This is a genomic window from Alphaproteobacteria bacterium (genome assembly GCA_016699735.1).
Lineage (GTDB): Bacteria > Pseudomonadota > Alphaproteobacteria > Micavibrionales > Micavibrionaceae > JAGNKE01.
Genome location: CP065008.1, coordinates 900990 through 917690, shown reverse-complemented (window position 1 = coordinate 917690; position 16701 = coordinate 900990). Strand labels below are relative to the sequence as shown.

The window sequence follows — 16701 nt, the reverse complement described above, 5'->3', positions numbered from 1 at the left end:
TTTGATCTGGCTTAACTTTATTTCTTTGCCTTTGGGGGAGTAAAAAAATTATAATGGGTGTGACTATGAAGAGATCGTTATTATGACCAAAAGAAATACTATTTTAAGCGCGGCTTTGGCCGGGGTTTTGCTGAGCAGTTGTGCGACCAATGAGCCTGCTCAGGAGCCTCGAGCCGATGCACAGGGCGGTGCCACCCCCGCAGTTACTACGGCTGGTTCTGAGGTTCCCGGTAAGAAGCCCCTGACAGTTGAGGAACGAACCGGCGGAAATGGCGTTGTCGTTTCAATGGAGCCAGGACCGCAAGGTGGCCTGAGAATCCCTCAGCAGGTTATTGTTCCAGAAGTAAAGTTAAAAAAACAGGGAGATAAGAGCGTAGAAGCTCCAGGGCACGAGCCTTGAGAGTTTAATGCGGTCTTTGGGAGCAGGTGATGGGAAGAGGGTTTTTTGAAGATCTTAGAAGCATCTTTATAGATGACTATAAGGACGCCGTGCGCGAGACCTCCACCGTACCTACTGTTTTTATGGATCCCGACAAGTTTAATCGTGATCATTTTAACTCTACTGGGACAGTTCACCCGGACGATGTCAAGAAGATGCGGGAGATGCTTGAAAGACAGCTCCCCGGAATTACCAACGGCGTTACCGATGCGTCCCTTCAACAAGCGGTTGCTTTGTCTCTTACCAGGGGACCTTTTGCTGCCCGCGGGGAGGTCGCTCCTCCGGCTGGTTCGACTGCCGCCCCTCTTCCTGTTTGCATAGTGAATGAGCGCGGGAGTCTTCTTGACCACAAAAACACCTTTCAGCCCCTTGTTTCAGCACAGGATCTCCAGAGAATAAGAGAGATACCGGGATGGACCGACCATTGGGACCGTATGTGGGGAGTGCATGAAGGTACCCACTGCAACCAACCGGCAGTCAACACCTCAGGCATGACACCGGATCAAGAGGCTGTCACCATACTTAGAGATGAGACCCAAGCCGATCAGGCTGCTGTGGACTGGGCGCGTAGAAACGGCCTGAATGATATCGCTCAGGCGTTTATTGACCATCGTGCTCTTGGTGCAGCTTTTGATCACGAACATGCTACTGCAATTCTTATGGATAAGCCCGGCCCGGTCACTATAGACCATATTAATGCGGCTCGTACTTTCCGTTCTGAAATGATCAGTAAAGTCGCTACGGATCAGGGTCTTTCACAGGTCGATGCGGAAGCCATGCTTAATGACCGACCTGAGGAATTTAACGGCCATCTTAAGAGGCTGTTGGGTAACGGCGCCTTTGACGGTAACACCAATCCCCATGTCAAGGAGTCTATCGAAGCCTTTTCGGGCGCCGTGGATCGTCAGATTACCGAACGCCGGATTGAACGGGAACTTGAACAGCAGCGACGGCTTAACGGGCATGACAGGCACGGGGCTGCTACCGATCCTGTTACGGGCAGAGAAGACGTTAGGGTCGCTTCTGGTGAAAATGTTTCTGATCCAAAGTCTGATGCCTTCGCCGTTGCAAATTATAACGGTACAGATGCCATCGTCATGCCCAGCGCCTATGCCGATATGGATGTCAGCACGGTTAGCGGGGGGGCGCCCGTTGTTGCCCTTAACGATGGGGACAAGGCTTCCATGACGATTGGCGGCGTCAGCGCCTCGGCTTTTTTCGCCAGCCATGCGGACAACGATCTGGCCCAGCAGAGGATCGCCCTTGAGCAGGAATCCGGCGTCGGGCTTGAGCGTGACTTCCAGCGTTCGTCTCCCGCCGTTGGCTCCTATGGGATGGCTTAAGCAAGCCTTTAGGAGGTCACTTTTTGCTTTTCCTGCGCTTTTGGGGCTATAATTCCCGGAAGATATAAGATTGATGGGATGAGTTATGGGTGATTCCAAAAATTTACAAAATGAAGGTTCTGTTACGCCCCCAATTCTAAGCGCCCGCGATCAGGTTTTTGTTCAGCTTGTCCGCCAGACCTCCACTATACAGGATATTGCGTTCATCAACCCCGATGCCTTTAACCGCGCCTACTTTGAAAAAAGCGGAAAGGTCGATCCGGCGGATATCGCGGTTATGAGGCAAATGATCGACGCTCAGTTGCCGGGGCGTTCCTCTTTTTTCGATGACCGCCGAATTGCGAATCGTATCGCAGAATCCCTTACCAATCCCCCCTTCGCCAGACGATATGAATTCGGGGACGCTGAAGGTGCGCCCGGAACCCCAACCACGGCTTTTGCGATGATCAGCCTTCAGGGAAGCCGCGCCGATCACCGGGATGAGTTTATGCCCCTGGTGGCGAACCGCGACGCCGACTCTTTAGCGCCTATTCCCGGAGAGGATGTTTACTGGGACGGATTCTGGGGTATTCACGAGGGAACGCACCCCAATCAACCTCTTCTTCCAACTTTTGAGAGCCGGATCGAACAAGATACCAACATCATGAACCGGGAACTGGAGTCCGACCTTGCCGGAATATCCTGGCTCAGGGCCAAGGGGCAGGAGGAGATGGTCCAACTTCTGATTGATTTCCGCGCCTTGTCTGCTGCGGGCGATCCGGGCCATGCCGCTCTGGCCGTTCTTGGCGATGAGCCGGGGCAAGTGGCCACTACCGAGCACTATACGGCTGCCAGGGACCATGCCGATGTTATGAACCGCGTTCTTCTCAATGATCTTGGGATCAGCGAGTCTGATTTGGGCAACATGAGGAAATTTCATGAGCGTGAATATGCCGGTCATATTCAACGTCTGCTGGATTCGGGCGCCTTCGATAACGCCGATCCCAACCCTTACGTGCGTGAATTCATCGCGGCCTATGCCGGGGCCGTGGAAAGGCGCATTGTTGAAGCCTCACCTGCCCTGAATGCAGAGACCTCTCCATCACCCCCCGGTGGAGATAAAGATAAAATTGATGTCGGCGCCATCAAGGGCGGAGCGCCTGTGGTGACCCTGCATGACGGCGATCAAGCGACTTTGACCATCGGCGGGATCAGCGCGGTCAATTTCTTTGCCGCGAATGCCGATCCGGTTCTGGCCGAGCAGCGGATCGCGCTGGCGCAGGAGCAACAGGACGGTCTGGAACGGAATTTCAAGCGTACGACCGGGGCACCCGCGCTGGCGTAAGCCGCCTCATGCTCATTTTTCAAGTGCATTTTCCTGAGGCTTTTGCTGCAACTGGCCGAGGAGTTCTACGGCACTCTCAGGCGACATACTCGCCCCCAGCAGCGGGTGCCAGCCTTGCGCCAGGACTTTCGTGAACCCATATTCTCCGGGCATTTGCATTGTCTTTGCTATTTGTTCGTCCGTTTCAATGCCTTCGAGAACGATGATTTTTCCCTGCAAGTCAGGACTGGCGAGATAGTCAAGAAAACGATGACGATCCTCCTCGTCCCTCTGCCATAAAGAACTACTCAGTTTTATTCCCGTGACGACCTGTTTGGTGTCTTCCAAACGGTCTTCGTCGATCCCCGCATGATCGCCGAAATCATCGAGATAAAGTTTGTAGCCCTCGGCGCTCAGCGCCCTGATATTTTCCATGATCTTTCCGTGAGTTCTGCGAGGAAAGGGATGTTCTAAAATTTCAAAACGGATACGCGGCTGCGCGGACGGATAATCGAGAATCTGATTTTCTATACCTTGCAAAAGCTTCGGCTGGGCCAAGGTCAAATGATGAAGATTGACAGTCACATACACATTCGATGCATGGGCGTGATCAAGATTTTCATCGCACAGGCGGATAAAATTTCTTGCGGCTTGAAGAGCCCGCATCTCAAGTTCCGGCCTTAACCCGGCGTCATGTATATCCTTCAGAAGTGGACCGATGGATGTGATTCCGTGTGCTCCGGTTTTGCGGCCCAAGGCCTCGAAGCCCAAGATCCGCGAACCGCCGACGAGATCGACAATCGGCTGAAAGTGAATGTCAAGATCATCCAGCAACGTTTCGTTTTGAAACGCCGTCCTGTCAAATCTGAGGGAGATGTCACTGCGGGGCTTAGTCACTAATAAAATCTTCTGTTGTGTTTTATCTTTGTTCTTGGGGAAAGCATAGGGGAATATATGAGATTGAGCAAATTAATCTATAATATTGAATAAAAACAGTAATTTACTCTTCTATTTTTCTGCTTTTTTGATGACGATGGTCTTGATATTGGTGAATTCGCGGATGCCTTCCTCCGCCAGTTCGCGGCCGTAGCCAGATGCCTTGATCCCTCCGAAGGGCAGGCGCGGGTCCGAGGCGACGATGCCGTTAACAAAGGTCGCGCCCGCCTGAAGACCGTTGACCGCCCGGTCGATCTCCTCCGCGTCCTGCGTGAAGATTGCCGATCCCAGACCAAAGCGCGTGTCGTTGGCGAGCATCACAGCGCTCTCGATATCGTCCACCCTGAACAGCAGACCGACAGGACCGAACAGCTCCTCGGAATAAGCGGGTGAGTCTTTAGTGATATTTTCCAGCAGGCCGGGGCGGTAGTAAAACCCTGTTCCCTTCATTCTTTCAGCGCCACAGAGGCGAACGGCTCCTTTCGACAGCGACGCCTGCACGAGCGCATCGACATCGTCCCGCGCCTTGGCGCTTGAAAGCGGGCCGACATCCGTTTCCTCCTGCTCCGGGTTGCCGACTTTCAATTTTTCGAAAGCGGCCATGAGCTTTTTGCAGAAAAGTTCATAGATGTCCTCGTGAACAATAAAGCGCTTGGAGGCGATACAAGATTGTCCGGCGTTCTGAACGCGGCCTTGGACCGCCGCCGAGACCGCCTGATCGAGATCGGCGGACGGCATGACAATAAACGGATCGCTGCCGCCCAATTCGAGGACGGTTTTCTTGATGTGTTTTCCGGCGATTGACGCAACACTGGCCCCTGCGGCTTCGGACCCTGTCAGGGTCACGGCACGGACACGGGGATCGGCGATCACCTGTTCGACTTGCGCCGAACCGATCAGAAGGGTCTGGAAGGCTCCCTCGCCTAAACCGGCGCGGCGGAAGATATCCTCGATCGCCAGAGCGCACAGCGGCACGTTCGAGGCGTGTTTGAGCAGCACCGTGTTTCCGGCCATGAGGGCGGGGGCTGCAAACCTGAACACCTGCCAGAACGGAAAGTTCCAGGGCATGACGGCCAGCACAGGTCCGAGCGGAAGATAGCGTACGAACGCTTCGCCCTCCTCTATTTTGATGAACTGGTCTTCGAGAAAGACCGGCGCGTTATCGGCGTAAAAGCGGCAACCCCAAGCGCATTTCGATATTTCCGCCCTTGCGGATGCCAGAGTTTTCCCCATTTCCCGGGTGATCGTCAGCGCGTGACGTTCGATTTCCGTTTCCAGAAGGCTTGCCACCGTTCGCAGTTTTTCTGCGCGTTCCTTCATTCCCGTTTGGCGGTGGGTATAAAAGGCCTTTTCCGAAAACTCGACCGCCGCGGCGATATGGGCATCGTTGTAAGGCTCGAATGTCGCCAGAACTTCTTCGGTGGCCGGATTGACGCTTTTCAGGGTCATGCTTGCGCCCACCTCCTGCGGACTTCGTTATACGTGCTATCCTAAAACGTCCTGATAGTTAAGGGAAGACGCGGTTAAACGTCTTTTTTCCTCCAGACCGAAAACTGCGCCAGAGTATGCTGGAACTTCCGGCTTGTTTCGCGCAAGACAAAGGGAATGTCTCTCGGCTCTCCTACTCTTTCGAATTCAGGCGCCAGCGCATCGTTTATTCCTTCCAGCGTGGTATAGTTTTCGCCCGTTCGCGCCTTAAACCCGCCGAGCCACTTCTCGCGTTCGGTAAATTCCGGCAGCCAGGTATAAGGCGAGGTCAGGATCAGAAGACCGCCGGGGTTGATTCTGTCCTTTATTTCGGTCAGGAATTTTTTTGGATCGTAGAGGCGGTCGATCAGGTTTCCGGCGAAGACCAGGTCATATCCGCTGTATTTGGTCAACAGGTTGCAGGCATCGGCCTGTGCAAAAAGGATTTTGTCCTTGACGTCCTGATACCCAAAATCCTCGATTTTTATCTCACGGAAGGAGACGATCTCGCCTTCATCCTGGACCACATAACGCTGAATGCCTCTCTGCTGGAGGTGTGTCGGCGCCTGTATGAGGCGGGCTGAGAAATCCAGCGCATCGACATGATCGAAGAGTTTGGCCAATTCGAAGGCGCTGCGGCCCGTCGCGCAACCGATATCGAGCGCCTTGCGGGTTTTGCCGCCCTTGACCGCTTCCAGCGCCGCTCTGGCGCAAGCGACCGGAAAGTTCGGGACACCGAAATACTCACGCCCGTAATGGAACTCGATGTACATCGCCACCATGGCATCGGTTTCATAGATATTCATCTGCTGCTCCGGCAGGAGTCCGGCCTCCACATAACGAATGCCCGAATACTGGAAAAAGTGCCGCCGGAATGCATAACGTGAGTCCTTAATGGCGTAATTGCCCGTCGATATCCAGCACCCGCCCTTGAAGACGTTGTGCTTCCCATCGAAGGTCGGCGTTGAGAAATCATCATATACGGGGTGGACTTCGAACCCCTCATAGGCGTCGATCGGCGTTTCCGTCCATTGCCAGACATTGCCGATGATGTCGAAAAACCCTCCCGGCCCCTCATGTCGGTTCACTGGACAGGGGGACATCTCGCCTTCCAGATTGATGTTGCCCGGCGCCCGGTCCCAATCCGGCTGGTCGGTTTTCAGCAATTCGCGCAACTTGGCCCATTCCGGTTCGGTGGGCAGGCGGATCGGCTTGCCGGTCATTTTGGCCTTCCATTTGCAGAAGGCGCGGGCTTCCAGGCAGTTGACATCGACGGGCCAATCCCACGGCATATCGATTTCCTCCAGCATGGAACGGTAGCGGTATTTATCCCCCTCCTTACGCCAGTAGACGGGCATTTTCGCCTGTTTGAAGGTGACCCAGTTCCAGCCCTCCTCGTCCCAGAATTCGCGGGTTTCGTAGCCCCCGTCGTTTACGAAGCCAAGGTACTCGCCGTTGGAGACGAGGTATTTGGAGGCTTTGAAGTCGGGGATTGTCGTCTCCAAGCGGCCATATTCGTTGTCCCAGCCGTAATAGGGGTTGTCCCGGCCCTTGCCGAGGGTCAGGGGGCCACCCTTCACCGCGAGAAGGCTGTTTTCGGGCGCCGCACCCGACTGGCGGCATATCCGGCTCCAGACGGGGTGCGGCTTGACGTATTTCAGGGGCAGTTCGCGGATCAAGACGGCGCTGGTCTCCAAATGGATGCGCTCATGCTCAATCCCCAGCATGATGACCCAAAGCGGGCTGTCCCAGCCGATGGGCAGGCTGACATCGCAGGTCATGATGAAATCGCGCACAACTTCGCGGGTTTTGCCGCGGTACGCCTTGACCTCCGCCGGGGTCGGCCAGTCGTAATGGGCCTCGTTCAGGTCATCCCAGGACATCTCATCCACGCCAATGGCCAGCATGGATTCCAGCCTCGGATCGATCCGTTTGTCGATGAGCTTGGCGACGTTGAGCTTGTTTATGAACAGAACAGAGGTATGGCCATAGTAGAAAATTAAGGGGTGCCGGAGCGTGTTGGCCCGGGCGTAGAACGCCTCCTCGCCGTTCAGGCATTCGAACAGGCTTTCGTACAGGGTGAAGCTTTTCTCGAAATACTCAAGGATTTCGCGCCTTTTGGCCTCAGGGTCCGCGCCGTGGAGATTAACCGTCCGGGTGACCAGAAGGTCTTCTATGGTTTGTTCGGGCGCGTGAGCCAGAGCGGTTTTTGCGGCCATATCTGTTTCCTTCAGGTTGGTTTCCGGTCATTCTTCGTTCGGGTCAAGAGCCTGAAAAGTTACTCTTCCTTAATCTTTTAGACCCCCTCTGTTATCACTGAAAACCCGCGTCGTGGCAAATTTGTGCCTTAAGGCTTTCTTTACACATAAATTGTTTTGATTCTTGCAAAAAAATATTATACTGATCCTTACGCACGTGTCTCTGGCCCCTAGGTCACACTAGATATGGTTATGCAACGGCGTAAACTTTTTGGACTGGAAGAACTTTTATAACTGCTTCCTTTGATTTGAAAGGGTTTACGTGATGAAACGTAAAGTTGCTATTACCGGCCGGGGCCGTCATCCCCGATTTGTTGAAGCTGATGAACCCGAGCCCCGTGGCGGGGCTTTGTGCGTTCGATCCTTCACTTTGACCTCTCATACAAGTCTTCCAAGGAAAAACATTCGGTAAGGCGGCTACACCGTCTGTGAAGAAAACACAGGCGGGCGGGTTCGGTTTCCCTCTTCGGGAAGCTGTTCCAGAAAGCCTAACACTTACCCTTAACTGTTTTTTGTTCTTGAGAGGTTTTATGAAATGGGAAAATTAGTTTCCTTCCGAAAAAAAGCAAATCAAGGCGGCGCTCTGAAAACCGTCAAGCGTTCGCCTGTCGTCTTCAAGGGAACGGACGAGCAGCTCATCCGCAAGCGCAAGCCTGCGAAGCCTCTGCACGTCCTGCAGCCCGCCGTGATTGAAGCCGCGGCCCGCCGTTTCATGGATGCTTTTCCCGGCAAGACCATGTTCGCCGTCAAGACCAATCCCCATGAATCCGTTATCGCCTCGCTGGTGAAGGCCGGGGTGAGCGCTTTCGACGCCGCCTCCATCGCCGAGGTGCGTCTGGTCCGCGCCCATGCGCCCAAAGCCGAAATATATTTTATGCACCCGGTCAAGACGCCCGAGGCGATCCGCGAGGCGTATTACCGTTACGGTGTGCGTCATTTCGTTCTGGATTGCGAGGATGAGCTTTACAAGATCATCCGCGAGACCGGGCTGGCTACGGATCTGAAGCTGCACGTTCGACTCGCGCTGCCTAAAAATAAAGGCGCGACGATCGACCTGTCCTCCAAATTCGGTGCGACGCCGATGGAAACCTCGGAACTGCTGCGGAAATGCCGGACGGTGAGCGAGAAACTCGGCCTGTGCTTCCATGTCGGAACGCAGATTTCCGATGCAACCGTCTTCACCCAGGCTCTGATGCTGGCCAAGAGTGTGATTGCGGATAGCGGCGTCAAGGTGGATATGCTGGATGTCGGCGGCGGCTTTCCCGTTTTCTACACGGGCGAGAACGTTCCCTCAATCCAAACCTGCATGGATGTCATCCGCAAAGGGGTCCGCAAGGCCGGACTGGAGCATATGGATCTTCTGGCCGAGCCGGGGCGCTGCCTCGTGGCCGAGGGCGGCAAGCTGGTGGCGCGGGTGGAACTCCGCAAGGGCAATCTGCTGTACCTGAACGACGGCACCTATGGCGGCCTGTTCGACGCCGGGCCGCTGCTGGGGACGCGTTTCCCGGTCCATGCCGTGCGCGGCGAAGGCGTGTTCGAAGGCGGAACGATGGATTTCCGCCTTGCGGGGCCGACCTGTGACTCGCTGGATATGATGGAAGGGCCGTTCACCCTGCCCGCCGATATCCGCATGGGCGACTGGATCGTGTTCGAGAATACGGGCGCGTATAGCCAGACGATGCGGACCGATTTCAACGGCTTCGGCAAGTGCGATACGATCCTGCTGGTTTAGGCGGAGAGATTTGAGATTTCAGGAAGGCCCGCTCCGGCGGGCCTTTTTTTGAACATAACTTTCAAAAAGCTTGCTTCACGACGTGCAGTTTACTTAAACTTAGGGTCATTGAGGATGTAACCATGCTGTTGATCTCAAATAATTTTGCTTTATCTTTTAAATCAGTCTTCTTTTCATTTCTGCTTGTACTTATTTGCTTACCTACTTATGCCTTTTTCCCACAGGTTAACGAGAGCAAAGTTATTTTGGCGAAAGATGCTTTGCTTGGCACCCATGAGGTTAAATTTGTAGCGTCTGCTCCTGTATCTGTTTTTTCTCTTCGTAGCACAAGTGTTTGCTTTTTAATTGGCATGATTAAATCAGGCTCAAGAGAAGAGGAAATAAACTTCGTTGAGAATTTTTTCTCTTCTTCAGGCAACCTTGAGAAGGATGCTCCCTATCCTTTTGCCCTAGTTGATGCTTACGTTACCGATACTGCACAGAATGAATTCCCCTTAACTTTGTCTGTTCGAGAGTCTTGGCATATGACAAACTTCTCAACAGGAGAAGGGGAGTTAAGCTTGTGTTCGCAGGTTATTTTTGGCGATGTAGATTTATTAAAGCAAAGCCCTATATCTTCTGTTCGTTTTAAGCTTTCGCGTGAGATAAAAAATCCTATGACTGTTTTTCTTGTCAGCACCGACAGATGGAAGGATCTAGAAGATTCGTCAGAATGCGATCCTTGCTGAATTTTTTAGTTAGCCTAACCTTCCTTCGAAATCCTCATAACCGAAGCGTTTGACGATCTCAACTCTTCCATCCTCATGCAGGAGGGCGAGGTCGGGGAGCGGTATACGTCGGTTCCAGTTCTCTGGTTTTTAGGATACGCTTTCTCATATTTTATGCTAGACACAAGCTTCGCTTTTCGAATGCATGGACGATGAAGACAGGTATTTATATCCCCGCTGAGTGGGAGCCGCAGCAGGACATCTGGACCGCTTGGCCCTCGCATGACGACGATGATCGCTGGCCGGGGGAAAGGCTGGCGCTGGCTCGGAGCGAAGTCGCGCAGATGGTGCGGGCGCTGGCGCAGGGGCAGAAAGTGATTATTCTCGCCTGTGGGGATGAAAGCTTAGCGGATGCAAGGGCACAGATCGGCGATGTGGCGGCAGTGGTTCCCGCGCTGTTCGGCGATACATGGCTGCGCGATACGGGTCCGGTGTTCGGGTACGATCCGGCTGGCCGTTTGACCGCCCTTCGCTTTGGGCATAACGGCTGGGGCGGCAAGTTCATCTACGAACATGACGATACGGTTGGAGATTTTATCGCAGAACAGTCCGGCGCTCACATCCGGCGTTTTGACTTTATTCTGGAGGGCGGAGCCATCGAGCATGACGGGAAAGGCACGATCCTAACGACGCGGCAGTGCGTCCTCAACCCCAACCGCAATAAAAACTGGAGCGAACAAGACGCGGAAGCAGCCTTACGTGAGTCGTTCGGCGCGAAAAGGATTGTCTGGCTGGATGACGGACTGCTGAACGATCATACGGACGGGCATATCGACAATCTCGCCCGGTTCGTCGCCCCGGGGCTCATCGCCTGCCCCGAGGCGTTCGGAGACGATGATCCGAACGAGGCGGTTTATGAGAAAACTGCCCAAACGCTGATCGCCGAAGGCTTTGAGATCGTTCGCATCCCCTCCCCCGGCCTGGTGCGGGATGAGAGCGGCCTGATCGTTCCGGCTTCGCATATGAATTTCGTGATCGGCAACAAGGCCGTCGTCATGCCCTGTTACGGGACGGAGTCCGAAGGAGCCGCGCTGGACATCCTCCAGAAACTCTTTCCCTCACGGACCGTGAGCGCGGTGCGCTCCCATACCCTGCTGACCGGGGGCGGTTCTTTTCATTGCATCACGCAGCAGGTTCCTGTTATACGCTCCTCTGGAAAGGATGAGATATGAGCCGCATCACCACACTCGCCGCCGTGCAGGCGTCCTTTTCCGCCGATATGAAGGACAATATCGCCAAGGTTTCCGTCTTGATCCGCGAGGCGGCCAAGCAAGGCGCCAATATCATTCTGCTGCCCGAGCTGTTTCAGGGGCTGTATTTCTGCACGCATCAGGACGAAAAATGGTTTTCATCCGCCTACCCTGCGGACACCCATCCATGCGTCGTTGAACTCAAGAAAGTGGCGAAAGATAAGGGCGTCGTTTTGCCCGTTTCCATTTTCGAAAAGGACGGCCCGGAATACTACAATTCTGTCGTCATGATCGACGATAAGGGCGAGATATTAGGCGTCTACCGCAAGACGCACATACCCGACGGACCCGGTTATCAGGAAAAATATTATTTCCGGCCGGGGAATACGGGCTTTAAGGTCTGGGAGACGAAATTCGGCGCGCTGGGCATCGGCATCTGCTGGGATCAGTGGTTCCCCGAAGCCGCACGGGCGATGACACTGAAGGGCGCAGAGTTTCTGTTCTACCCCACCGCCATCGGTGCTGAGCCTTATGATTCCACGCTCGACACCAGCAAAATCTGGCAGCGCGTGATGCAGGGCCACGCGGTGGCCAACGCCATTCCGGTCATCGCCGCCAACCGCATCGGCACGGAAAACGCGAACGGCGCGGATCAGAGTTTTTACGGCAGTTCTTTCATCGCGGGGCAGAACGGCGATCTGCTGCAAGCCTTCGGCAAGACGGAGGATGGGGTTCTGGTGCAGGCGTTCGACCGCGATGCGCTGCAGAAATACCGGGCGGTGTGGGGGTTCTTTCGTGACCGCAGACCGGAGATGTACGGCGATCTTGTCCCTTGATAAAATTTTAGATTCAGGGCTTTAATTCATTGCTTATGTCAGAAATCGCACTAACTATGGATCGTACCCACGGTTGTAAGAATCCATGGCCAGAATGGCCTTCATCAGAGTCGGATTCATTAGTCATCTACCTTTCCTTACGAAGTCGTCAAAACCTATGGGCCGAGGCACAGGACCGAAATGTGGAATCACATTCTCAACACCCCACGTCACCGCATCGTCTGTGATCTCTATAGTTACGTTCCGAATTCTGACGCCATATCCAAGCAGTTCTGCGACTTCATCGACGTACACACTCTTGCGGGTCTCCAGATCAAGGTGCGATCCGTAGATTAGCCGCAATGTATTAGGGTCTTGCATATCCTCGAAAATCGCGAACCTTGGGTAGTGTTCACGGGGCAGCTGTCCCGTGATGTCCGGCCTGAGTCCGTTGTAAAAGCGAATCCCGTCGGGAGCCTTCACGCCCGCTCCATTGTTGTAGGGAAATGCGTGAAAGATGTCGTCTTCCGAAAGCAGGGCAAACAGAACGCCCCGCTCTCCGAGGTCGATAACGACCGCTTCTCCTACGAGATGGGCAACGCCTTGCTTGCGCACACCCAGAAAGCCGGGCTCGGTATGTACACGAAGTTCGCGGACTGCTGATCCGGTCTTGATTCCCTCGGGAGTTACAATCTCCACAGTCACGCGGTATCGCCACGTGCCCCACGGGTATTCCTTGCCAAGCCACAGCAGCAGCACGGCAAGGACAGGAATGCTGACAAGACCCAAGATGATTGGCGACTTCGCCTTCATGTTGTCGGCACTCCTGCGACGATGAGTGTAAAAGTATTTTCTGCAATTACGAGAGCAATGCCACTGAAAAGGAGGACCAGAAGGACTATGAAATGCTTTTTCATGTAGTTATCTCAGAGTACTCCTAAGGATTTTTGATGCGCTCCAGCGCTTCGGGGAAGCCCTTGAGCGAGACCTGAAGGCTGGCCGTCAATCGGTCCGGGCGCATATAGACAGCCCGCAGAGCGCTGCCCCCCTTAAGCTTTTCGACGATATCGCCGCCGAGATCGAGATTCACGACACAGCCCTGCTGCACGCAAAACTGGATTGGGATGCGGTATTCCTTCTCCCCGTCGATACTCAGGATCAGGCCGGGTGGAAGGAAGGTGCCCATGGGAACGATAAAGCGCATCCGCGGGATCATCTGACCGTCTCTGTCACCCATAGCGCCCATGACGAGCAGAGCCACCGATTTCTGATCCTTCCAGAGCAGGCGCTGAAACATCTGGCAAACGGGGTTCCCCTCGGGGGTTTTCGTGCATTCGACCCGCCAGTCCCCGTGATCCTCCGCCTTGACGGTCTGGTCGGCGCCGCTCATCTTGAAATCCGGCGAAATCTCGGCCATCGGCTGATCCTGGGGCTTTTGCTGAGACGTATGTGCCGCAGATTGGTTCTGGATGGCGGATTCGGTACGGATGAGAGAGCGCGGGGTGATGGTTTGCGTCACTTGCGATCCGCGGGCGGTCAAGTCGCTGACAATATCGGGAGAGAGTACCATGCTCAGAGCCACAAGTCCCAGCACGAACACAACGCCCCCGAGCAGCATATTGGCCTTGGTCATGCGGTCATCCCTCTGGATTGTCTCTGTATAAAGCAGAATTAACACACACCTCGCGGACCCTCAAGGGACCAAAAGCGAAGATTAGACCACGAAATCCAGCGGGGGCGGCGATTCGATCGTCGGGATATGACGCTTGCGGGCTTCATTACAAAGATACTGAAGGCTGGTGGCCGACTGAATCCCCAGCCATTTTTCAAACCCTGCCTCAACCTGCTCGAACAGGATGCGGTCGAACGCATCTGGATGCTCATGTCCCTCGCCGTCGATAGCCGTTTCAAAAAAACATTCAACGATGTCCTTCAGGGTCGTATTGACCGGATCGGGAACAAAATATCCGCCCTTCGGCCCCTTGATGGACACGATAATCCCCTCGCTGGAAAGACGCTGCAGGACAGGCTCCAGCGCCCGTTCCTTGAGGTCGTAATGCTCGACAATATCGGCACTGGTCACGGGCCGATCCTGCCGCCCATTATAGGCGATATAGTAAGCGGCCCGCATGGCCATCACTAATCTGTCCGGTAACATTCCCATAGCGATATCTTACATAATTTTTTTGTATTTACAAGTTTAAAATGTTCTTTTATACTGGGGAACATACTGGAGCACTGCTTATGGCTTACATTCCCCTGTTTCTGCGGGCTTCCGCCGAAACCCCGATCCTCGTGGTCGGCGGCGGGGCGATTGCGGCCGCAAAAACCGAGGCTTTGGCCAGTGTGGGCGCACGGGTTGATATCCTGTCGGAAACCATCAGCCCCTCGGTGCGAATCCTGTGCGACCAGCATGGTTTTAAGGCCACACAAGCCGCCTATCAAGAAGAATTTCTATCGGGATACAGAATTGTCGTCGCGGCAACGAACGACGATGATCTCAATGAGCGCGTGGCCGCCGATTGCCGCGCCCGAGGTATTATGGTTAACGTTGTGGACAACCCGGCTTTATGCGATTTCATCTTTCCGGCGCTGGTTAAACGCGGACCTCTACAAATTGCGATTTCGACATCCGGCATTTCCCCGGTTCTTGCGCGGCTGATCAAGCATACGATTGAACAGGCCGTTCCTGCACAGTTCGAAAACCTGATCCGCTTTATGGATGAAAAAAAGTCTGTGCTGCGGAAGTTTTTTGACTCCATCCAGCCCCGCCGCTTGTTTTACGAGCAGATCATCCGTGGGCCGATTGCCGAGGAAGTGCTTGAGGGCAATTCTCTGCGGGCTAACGCTCTGTTTGAGGAGGCTCTCGCGGAATTTCCCAAGGAAAAGCAGGCCGCGCTTTATTTGGTTGGCGCGGGTCCGGGGCATCCTGAGTTGATTACGCTCAAAGCCATCCGCCTGCTCTCGCAGGCCGATGTCGTTTTATATGACCGCCTAATTTCTCCTCTGATTCTGGAACAGTACGCCCGCAAGGACGCGCATAAAATCCCTGTCGGCAAGACACGGGACCACCACCTGAAAAAGCAGGAGGATATCGCGTCCCTCATCGAGCAACACCTGAAAAAGGGCGATATCGTTGTACGGTTGAAGGGCGGTGACCCCGGTATCTTTGCCCATGGTGCCGAGGAGATTGAAGTTGCCCGTCGTTTGAATGTCCCCTATCAGATCGTTCCGGGGATCAGCGCGGCCAACGGCTGCGCGGCCTTTTCCGGAATCCCGCTGACCGAGCGTGACGGCGCCAAAGGCGTCCGGTTTCTGACCCTCTACACCAAAACCCTGCACCAGACTGATTTCTGGGAAGGATTGCGATACGCGCAGAACGAGACTCTCGTCTTTTATATGAGTACGCCGCACTATGTTTTGCTGTGCGAAAAATTGCAGGCGGTCGGTTATCATCCGGACACGCCTGTTATGGTCGTCGAGCAGGGCACGACCCCCGCACACCGCGACTATGTCTCCACCCTCGGTCGTTTCGATGCCGATTTCGGCGAACATCCCTTTATTTCCCCCAGCCTGATCATCGTCGGCGATGTCGTGCGCTGGCGGGAAACAAACGGATGGAAGGAGGCGTCTGAAACGGCGCTCCCTTATTTCTCCCCCCTAACCCCGGCGAAAGAGGCCGAAAATGCTTAATCTGCAATCAAAAAATGAAGAGCTGGCCGCTATCCTTCTGGCCGAACTTGCCGACCTGCCGTGGCAGGGGCGGCTAAAAAAGCTGGCGCACTATTCGGGTCAATCAATCGCTTTTTCGACCAGCTTCAGCCTTGAGGATCAAGCGATCACCCACGCGATTGCCGAATATGCCCTGCCCATCCGGATTTTTACCATCGACACGGGACGTATGTTCCCCGAAACCTACGAAACCTTTCAGAAGACCCGCGAGACGTACTTCGGAATTGAAATCGAAACCTACTACCCCGACACGCGCTCTCTTGAGTCTCTTGTTAGGAAGCAAGGTATAAACGGGTTTTTCGAATCCGTTGAAAACCGCAAAGGCTGCTGCTTTGTCCGTAAGGTCGAGCCATTGAACCGTGCGCTGACCGGAACGAATATCTGGATCAGTGGCCTGCGGCGTGAGCATTCGGAGAACCGCTCGGACCTGCCTGTCGTTGAATACGATGCCGGACGGGATATCATTAAAATCTATCCCCTGATTGATCTTACTGAGGGCGATATTCGCACCTATATCGAGAATCATGCCATTCCCTATAATCCGCTGTACGACCGCGGATTTCCCTCCATCGGCTGCGCCCCCTGCACCCGCGCCGTTGCGTCGGGCGAACATCCCCGCTCCGGCCGCTGGTGGTGGGAGCAGGAGAATGATCAGGAATGCGGCCTGCATATCAAGGACGGCAAGCTCGTTCGCATCAAACAACCCGTTACGGCCTGAT

At 54.4% G+C, this 16701-nt stretch carries 15 protein-coding genes; 9 read left to right on the top strand and 6 right to left on the bottom strand.

Annotated features, from left to right (window positions below; all coding sequences use genetic code 11):
- Nucleotides 1-82 precede the first annotated feature (82 nt).
- The 3 genes from IPN28_04470 to IPN28_04460 all read left to right on the top strand — a co-directional run bounded on the left by IPN28_04470 (nt 83) and on the right by IPN28_04460 (nt 3106).
- Nucleotides 83-400 carry a hypothetical protein gene (locus IPN28_04470; protein QQS58081.1) on the top strand — a complete coding sequence of 106 codons (318 nt, stop codon included), beginning with the start codon at nt 83-85 and terminating at the stop codon, nt 398-400.
- Nucleotides 401-429: 29 nt separating this feature from the next.
- The gene (locus tag IPN28_04465; protein QQS58080.1) at nt 430-1782 is read left to right on the top strand and encodes a hypothetical protein; all 1353 of its coding nucleotides are present in this window, start codon (nt 430-432) and stop codon (nt 1780-1782) included.
- Between the two features lie 85 nt (nt 1783-1867).
- Nucleotides 1868-3106: a hypothetical protein gene (locus IPN28_04460; GenBank protein ID QQS58079.1), complete on the top strand. Its 1239-nt coding sequence runs from the start codon at nt 1868-1870 to the stop codon at nt 3104-3106.
- A 12-nt stretch (nt 3107-3118) separates the two neighbouring features.
- On the opposite strand, the gene IPN28_04455 is transcribed toward IPN28_04460, so the two are convergent.
- The 3 genes from IPN28_04455 to ovoA all read right to left on the bottom strand — a co-directional run bounded on the left by IPN28_04455 (nt 3119) and on the right by ovoA (nt 7707).
- Nucleotides 3119-3919 carry an EAL domain-containing protein gene (locus tag IPN28_04455; protein ID QQS58078.1) on the bottom strand — a complete coding sequence of 267 codons (801 nt, stop codon included), beginning with the start codon at nt 3917-3919 and terminating at the stop codon, nt 3119-3121.
- A gap of 174 nt (nt 3920-4093) precedes the next feature.
- Entirely contained in the window at nt 4094-5470 is a 1377-nt protein-coding gene (locus IPN28_04450; GenBank protein ID QQS58077.1) for an NAD-dependent succinate-semialdehyde dehydrogenase, read from the bottom strand.
- 74 nt (nt 5471-5544) lie between these two features.
- On the bottom strand, nt 5545-7707 hold the full coding sequence (gene ovoA, locus IPN28_04445) for a 5-histidylcysteine sulfoxide synthase (protein ID QQS58076.1): 2163 nt from the start codon (nt 7705-7707) through the stop codon (nt 5545-5547).
- Between the two features lie 574 nt (nt 7708-8281).
- Between ovoA and IPN28_04440 the strand changes: the two genes are divergently transcribed.
- The 4 genes from IPN28_04440 to aguB all read left to right on the top strand — a co-directional run bounded on the left by IPN28_04440 (nt 8282) and on the right by aguB (nt 12271).
- Nucleotides 8282-9478, top strand: coding sequence for a type III PLP-dependent enzyme (locus IPN28_04440; protein ID QQS58075.1), 1197 nt, complete (start codon nt 8282-8284; stop codon nt 9476-9478).
- A gap of 122 nt (nt 9479-9600) precedes the next feature.
- Nucleotides 9601-10206: a hypothetical protein gene (locus IPN28_04435; protein QQS58074.1), complete on the top strand. Its 606-nt coding sequence runs from the start codon at nt 9601-9603 to the stop codon at nt 10204-10206.
- Between the two features lie 191 nt (nt 10207-10397).
- Nucleotides 10398-11417, top strand: a complete 1020-nt coding sequence (locus IPN28_04430; GenBank protein ID QQS58073.1) for an agmatine deiminase family protein — start codon at nt 10398-10400, stop codon at nt 11415-11417.
- Nucleotides 11414-12271, top strand: coding sequence for an N-carbamoylputrescine amidase (gene aguB, locus IPN28_04425; GenBank protein ID QQS58072.1), 858 nt, complete (start codon nt 11414-11416; stop codon nt 12269-12271). Before IPN28_04430 ends, aguB begins: the two co-directional genes overlap by 4 nt.
- Before the next feature lie 123 nt (nt 12272-12394).
- On the opposite strand, the gene IPN28_04420 is transcribed toward aguB, so the two are convergent.
- The 3 genes from IPN28_04420 to IPN28_04410 form a co-directional block, all read right to left on the bottom strand.
- Nucleotides 12395-13063: a hypothetical protein gene (locus IPN28_04420; protein ID QQS58071.1), complete on the bottom strand. Its 669-nt coding sequence runs from the start codon at nt 13061-13063 to the stop codon at nt 12395-12397.
- Between the two features lie 124 nt (nt 13064-13187).
- Nucleotides 13188-13883: an invasion associated locus B family protein gene (locus tag IPN28_04415; protein ID QQS58070.1), complete on the bottom strand. Its 696-nt coding sequence runs from the start codon at nt 13881-13883 to the stop codon at nt 13188-13190.
- Between the two features lie 81 nt (nt 13884-13964).
- Nucleotides 13965-14414, bottom strand: coding sequence for an Rrf2 family transcriptional regulator (locus IPN28_04410; GenBank protein QQS58069.1), 450 nt, complete (start codon nt 14412-14414; stop codon nt 13965-13967).
- Between the two features lie 80 nt (nt 14415-14494).
- Between IPN28_04410 and cobA the strand changes: the two genes are divergently transcribed.
- Both cobA and IPN28_04400 read left to right on the top strand, forming a co-directional pair.
- Nucleotides 14495-15943: a uroporphyrinogen-III C-methyltransferase gene (gene cobA / locus IPN28_04405; GenBank protein ID QQS58068.1), complete on the top strand. Its 1449-nt coding sequence runs from the start codon at nt 14495-14497 to the stop codon at nt 15941-15943.
- Entirely contained in the window at nt 15936-16700 is a 765-nt protein-coding gene (locus tag IPN28_04400; GenBank protein QQS58067.1) for a phosphoadenylyl-sulfate reductase, read from the top strand. Before cobA ends, IPN28_04400 begins: the two co-directional genes overlap by 8 nt.
- The last annotated feature ends 1 nt before the right edge of the window (nt 16701 follow it).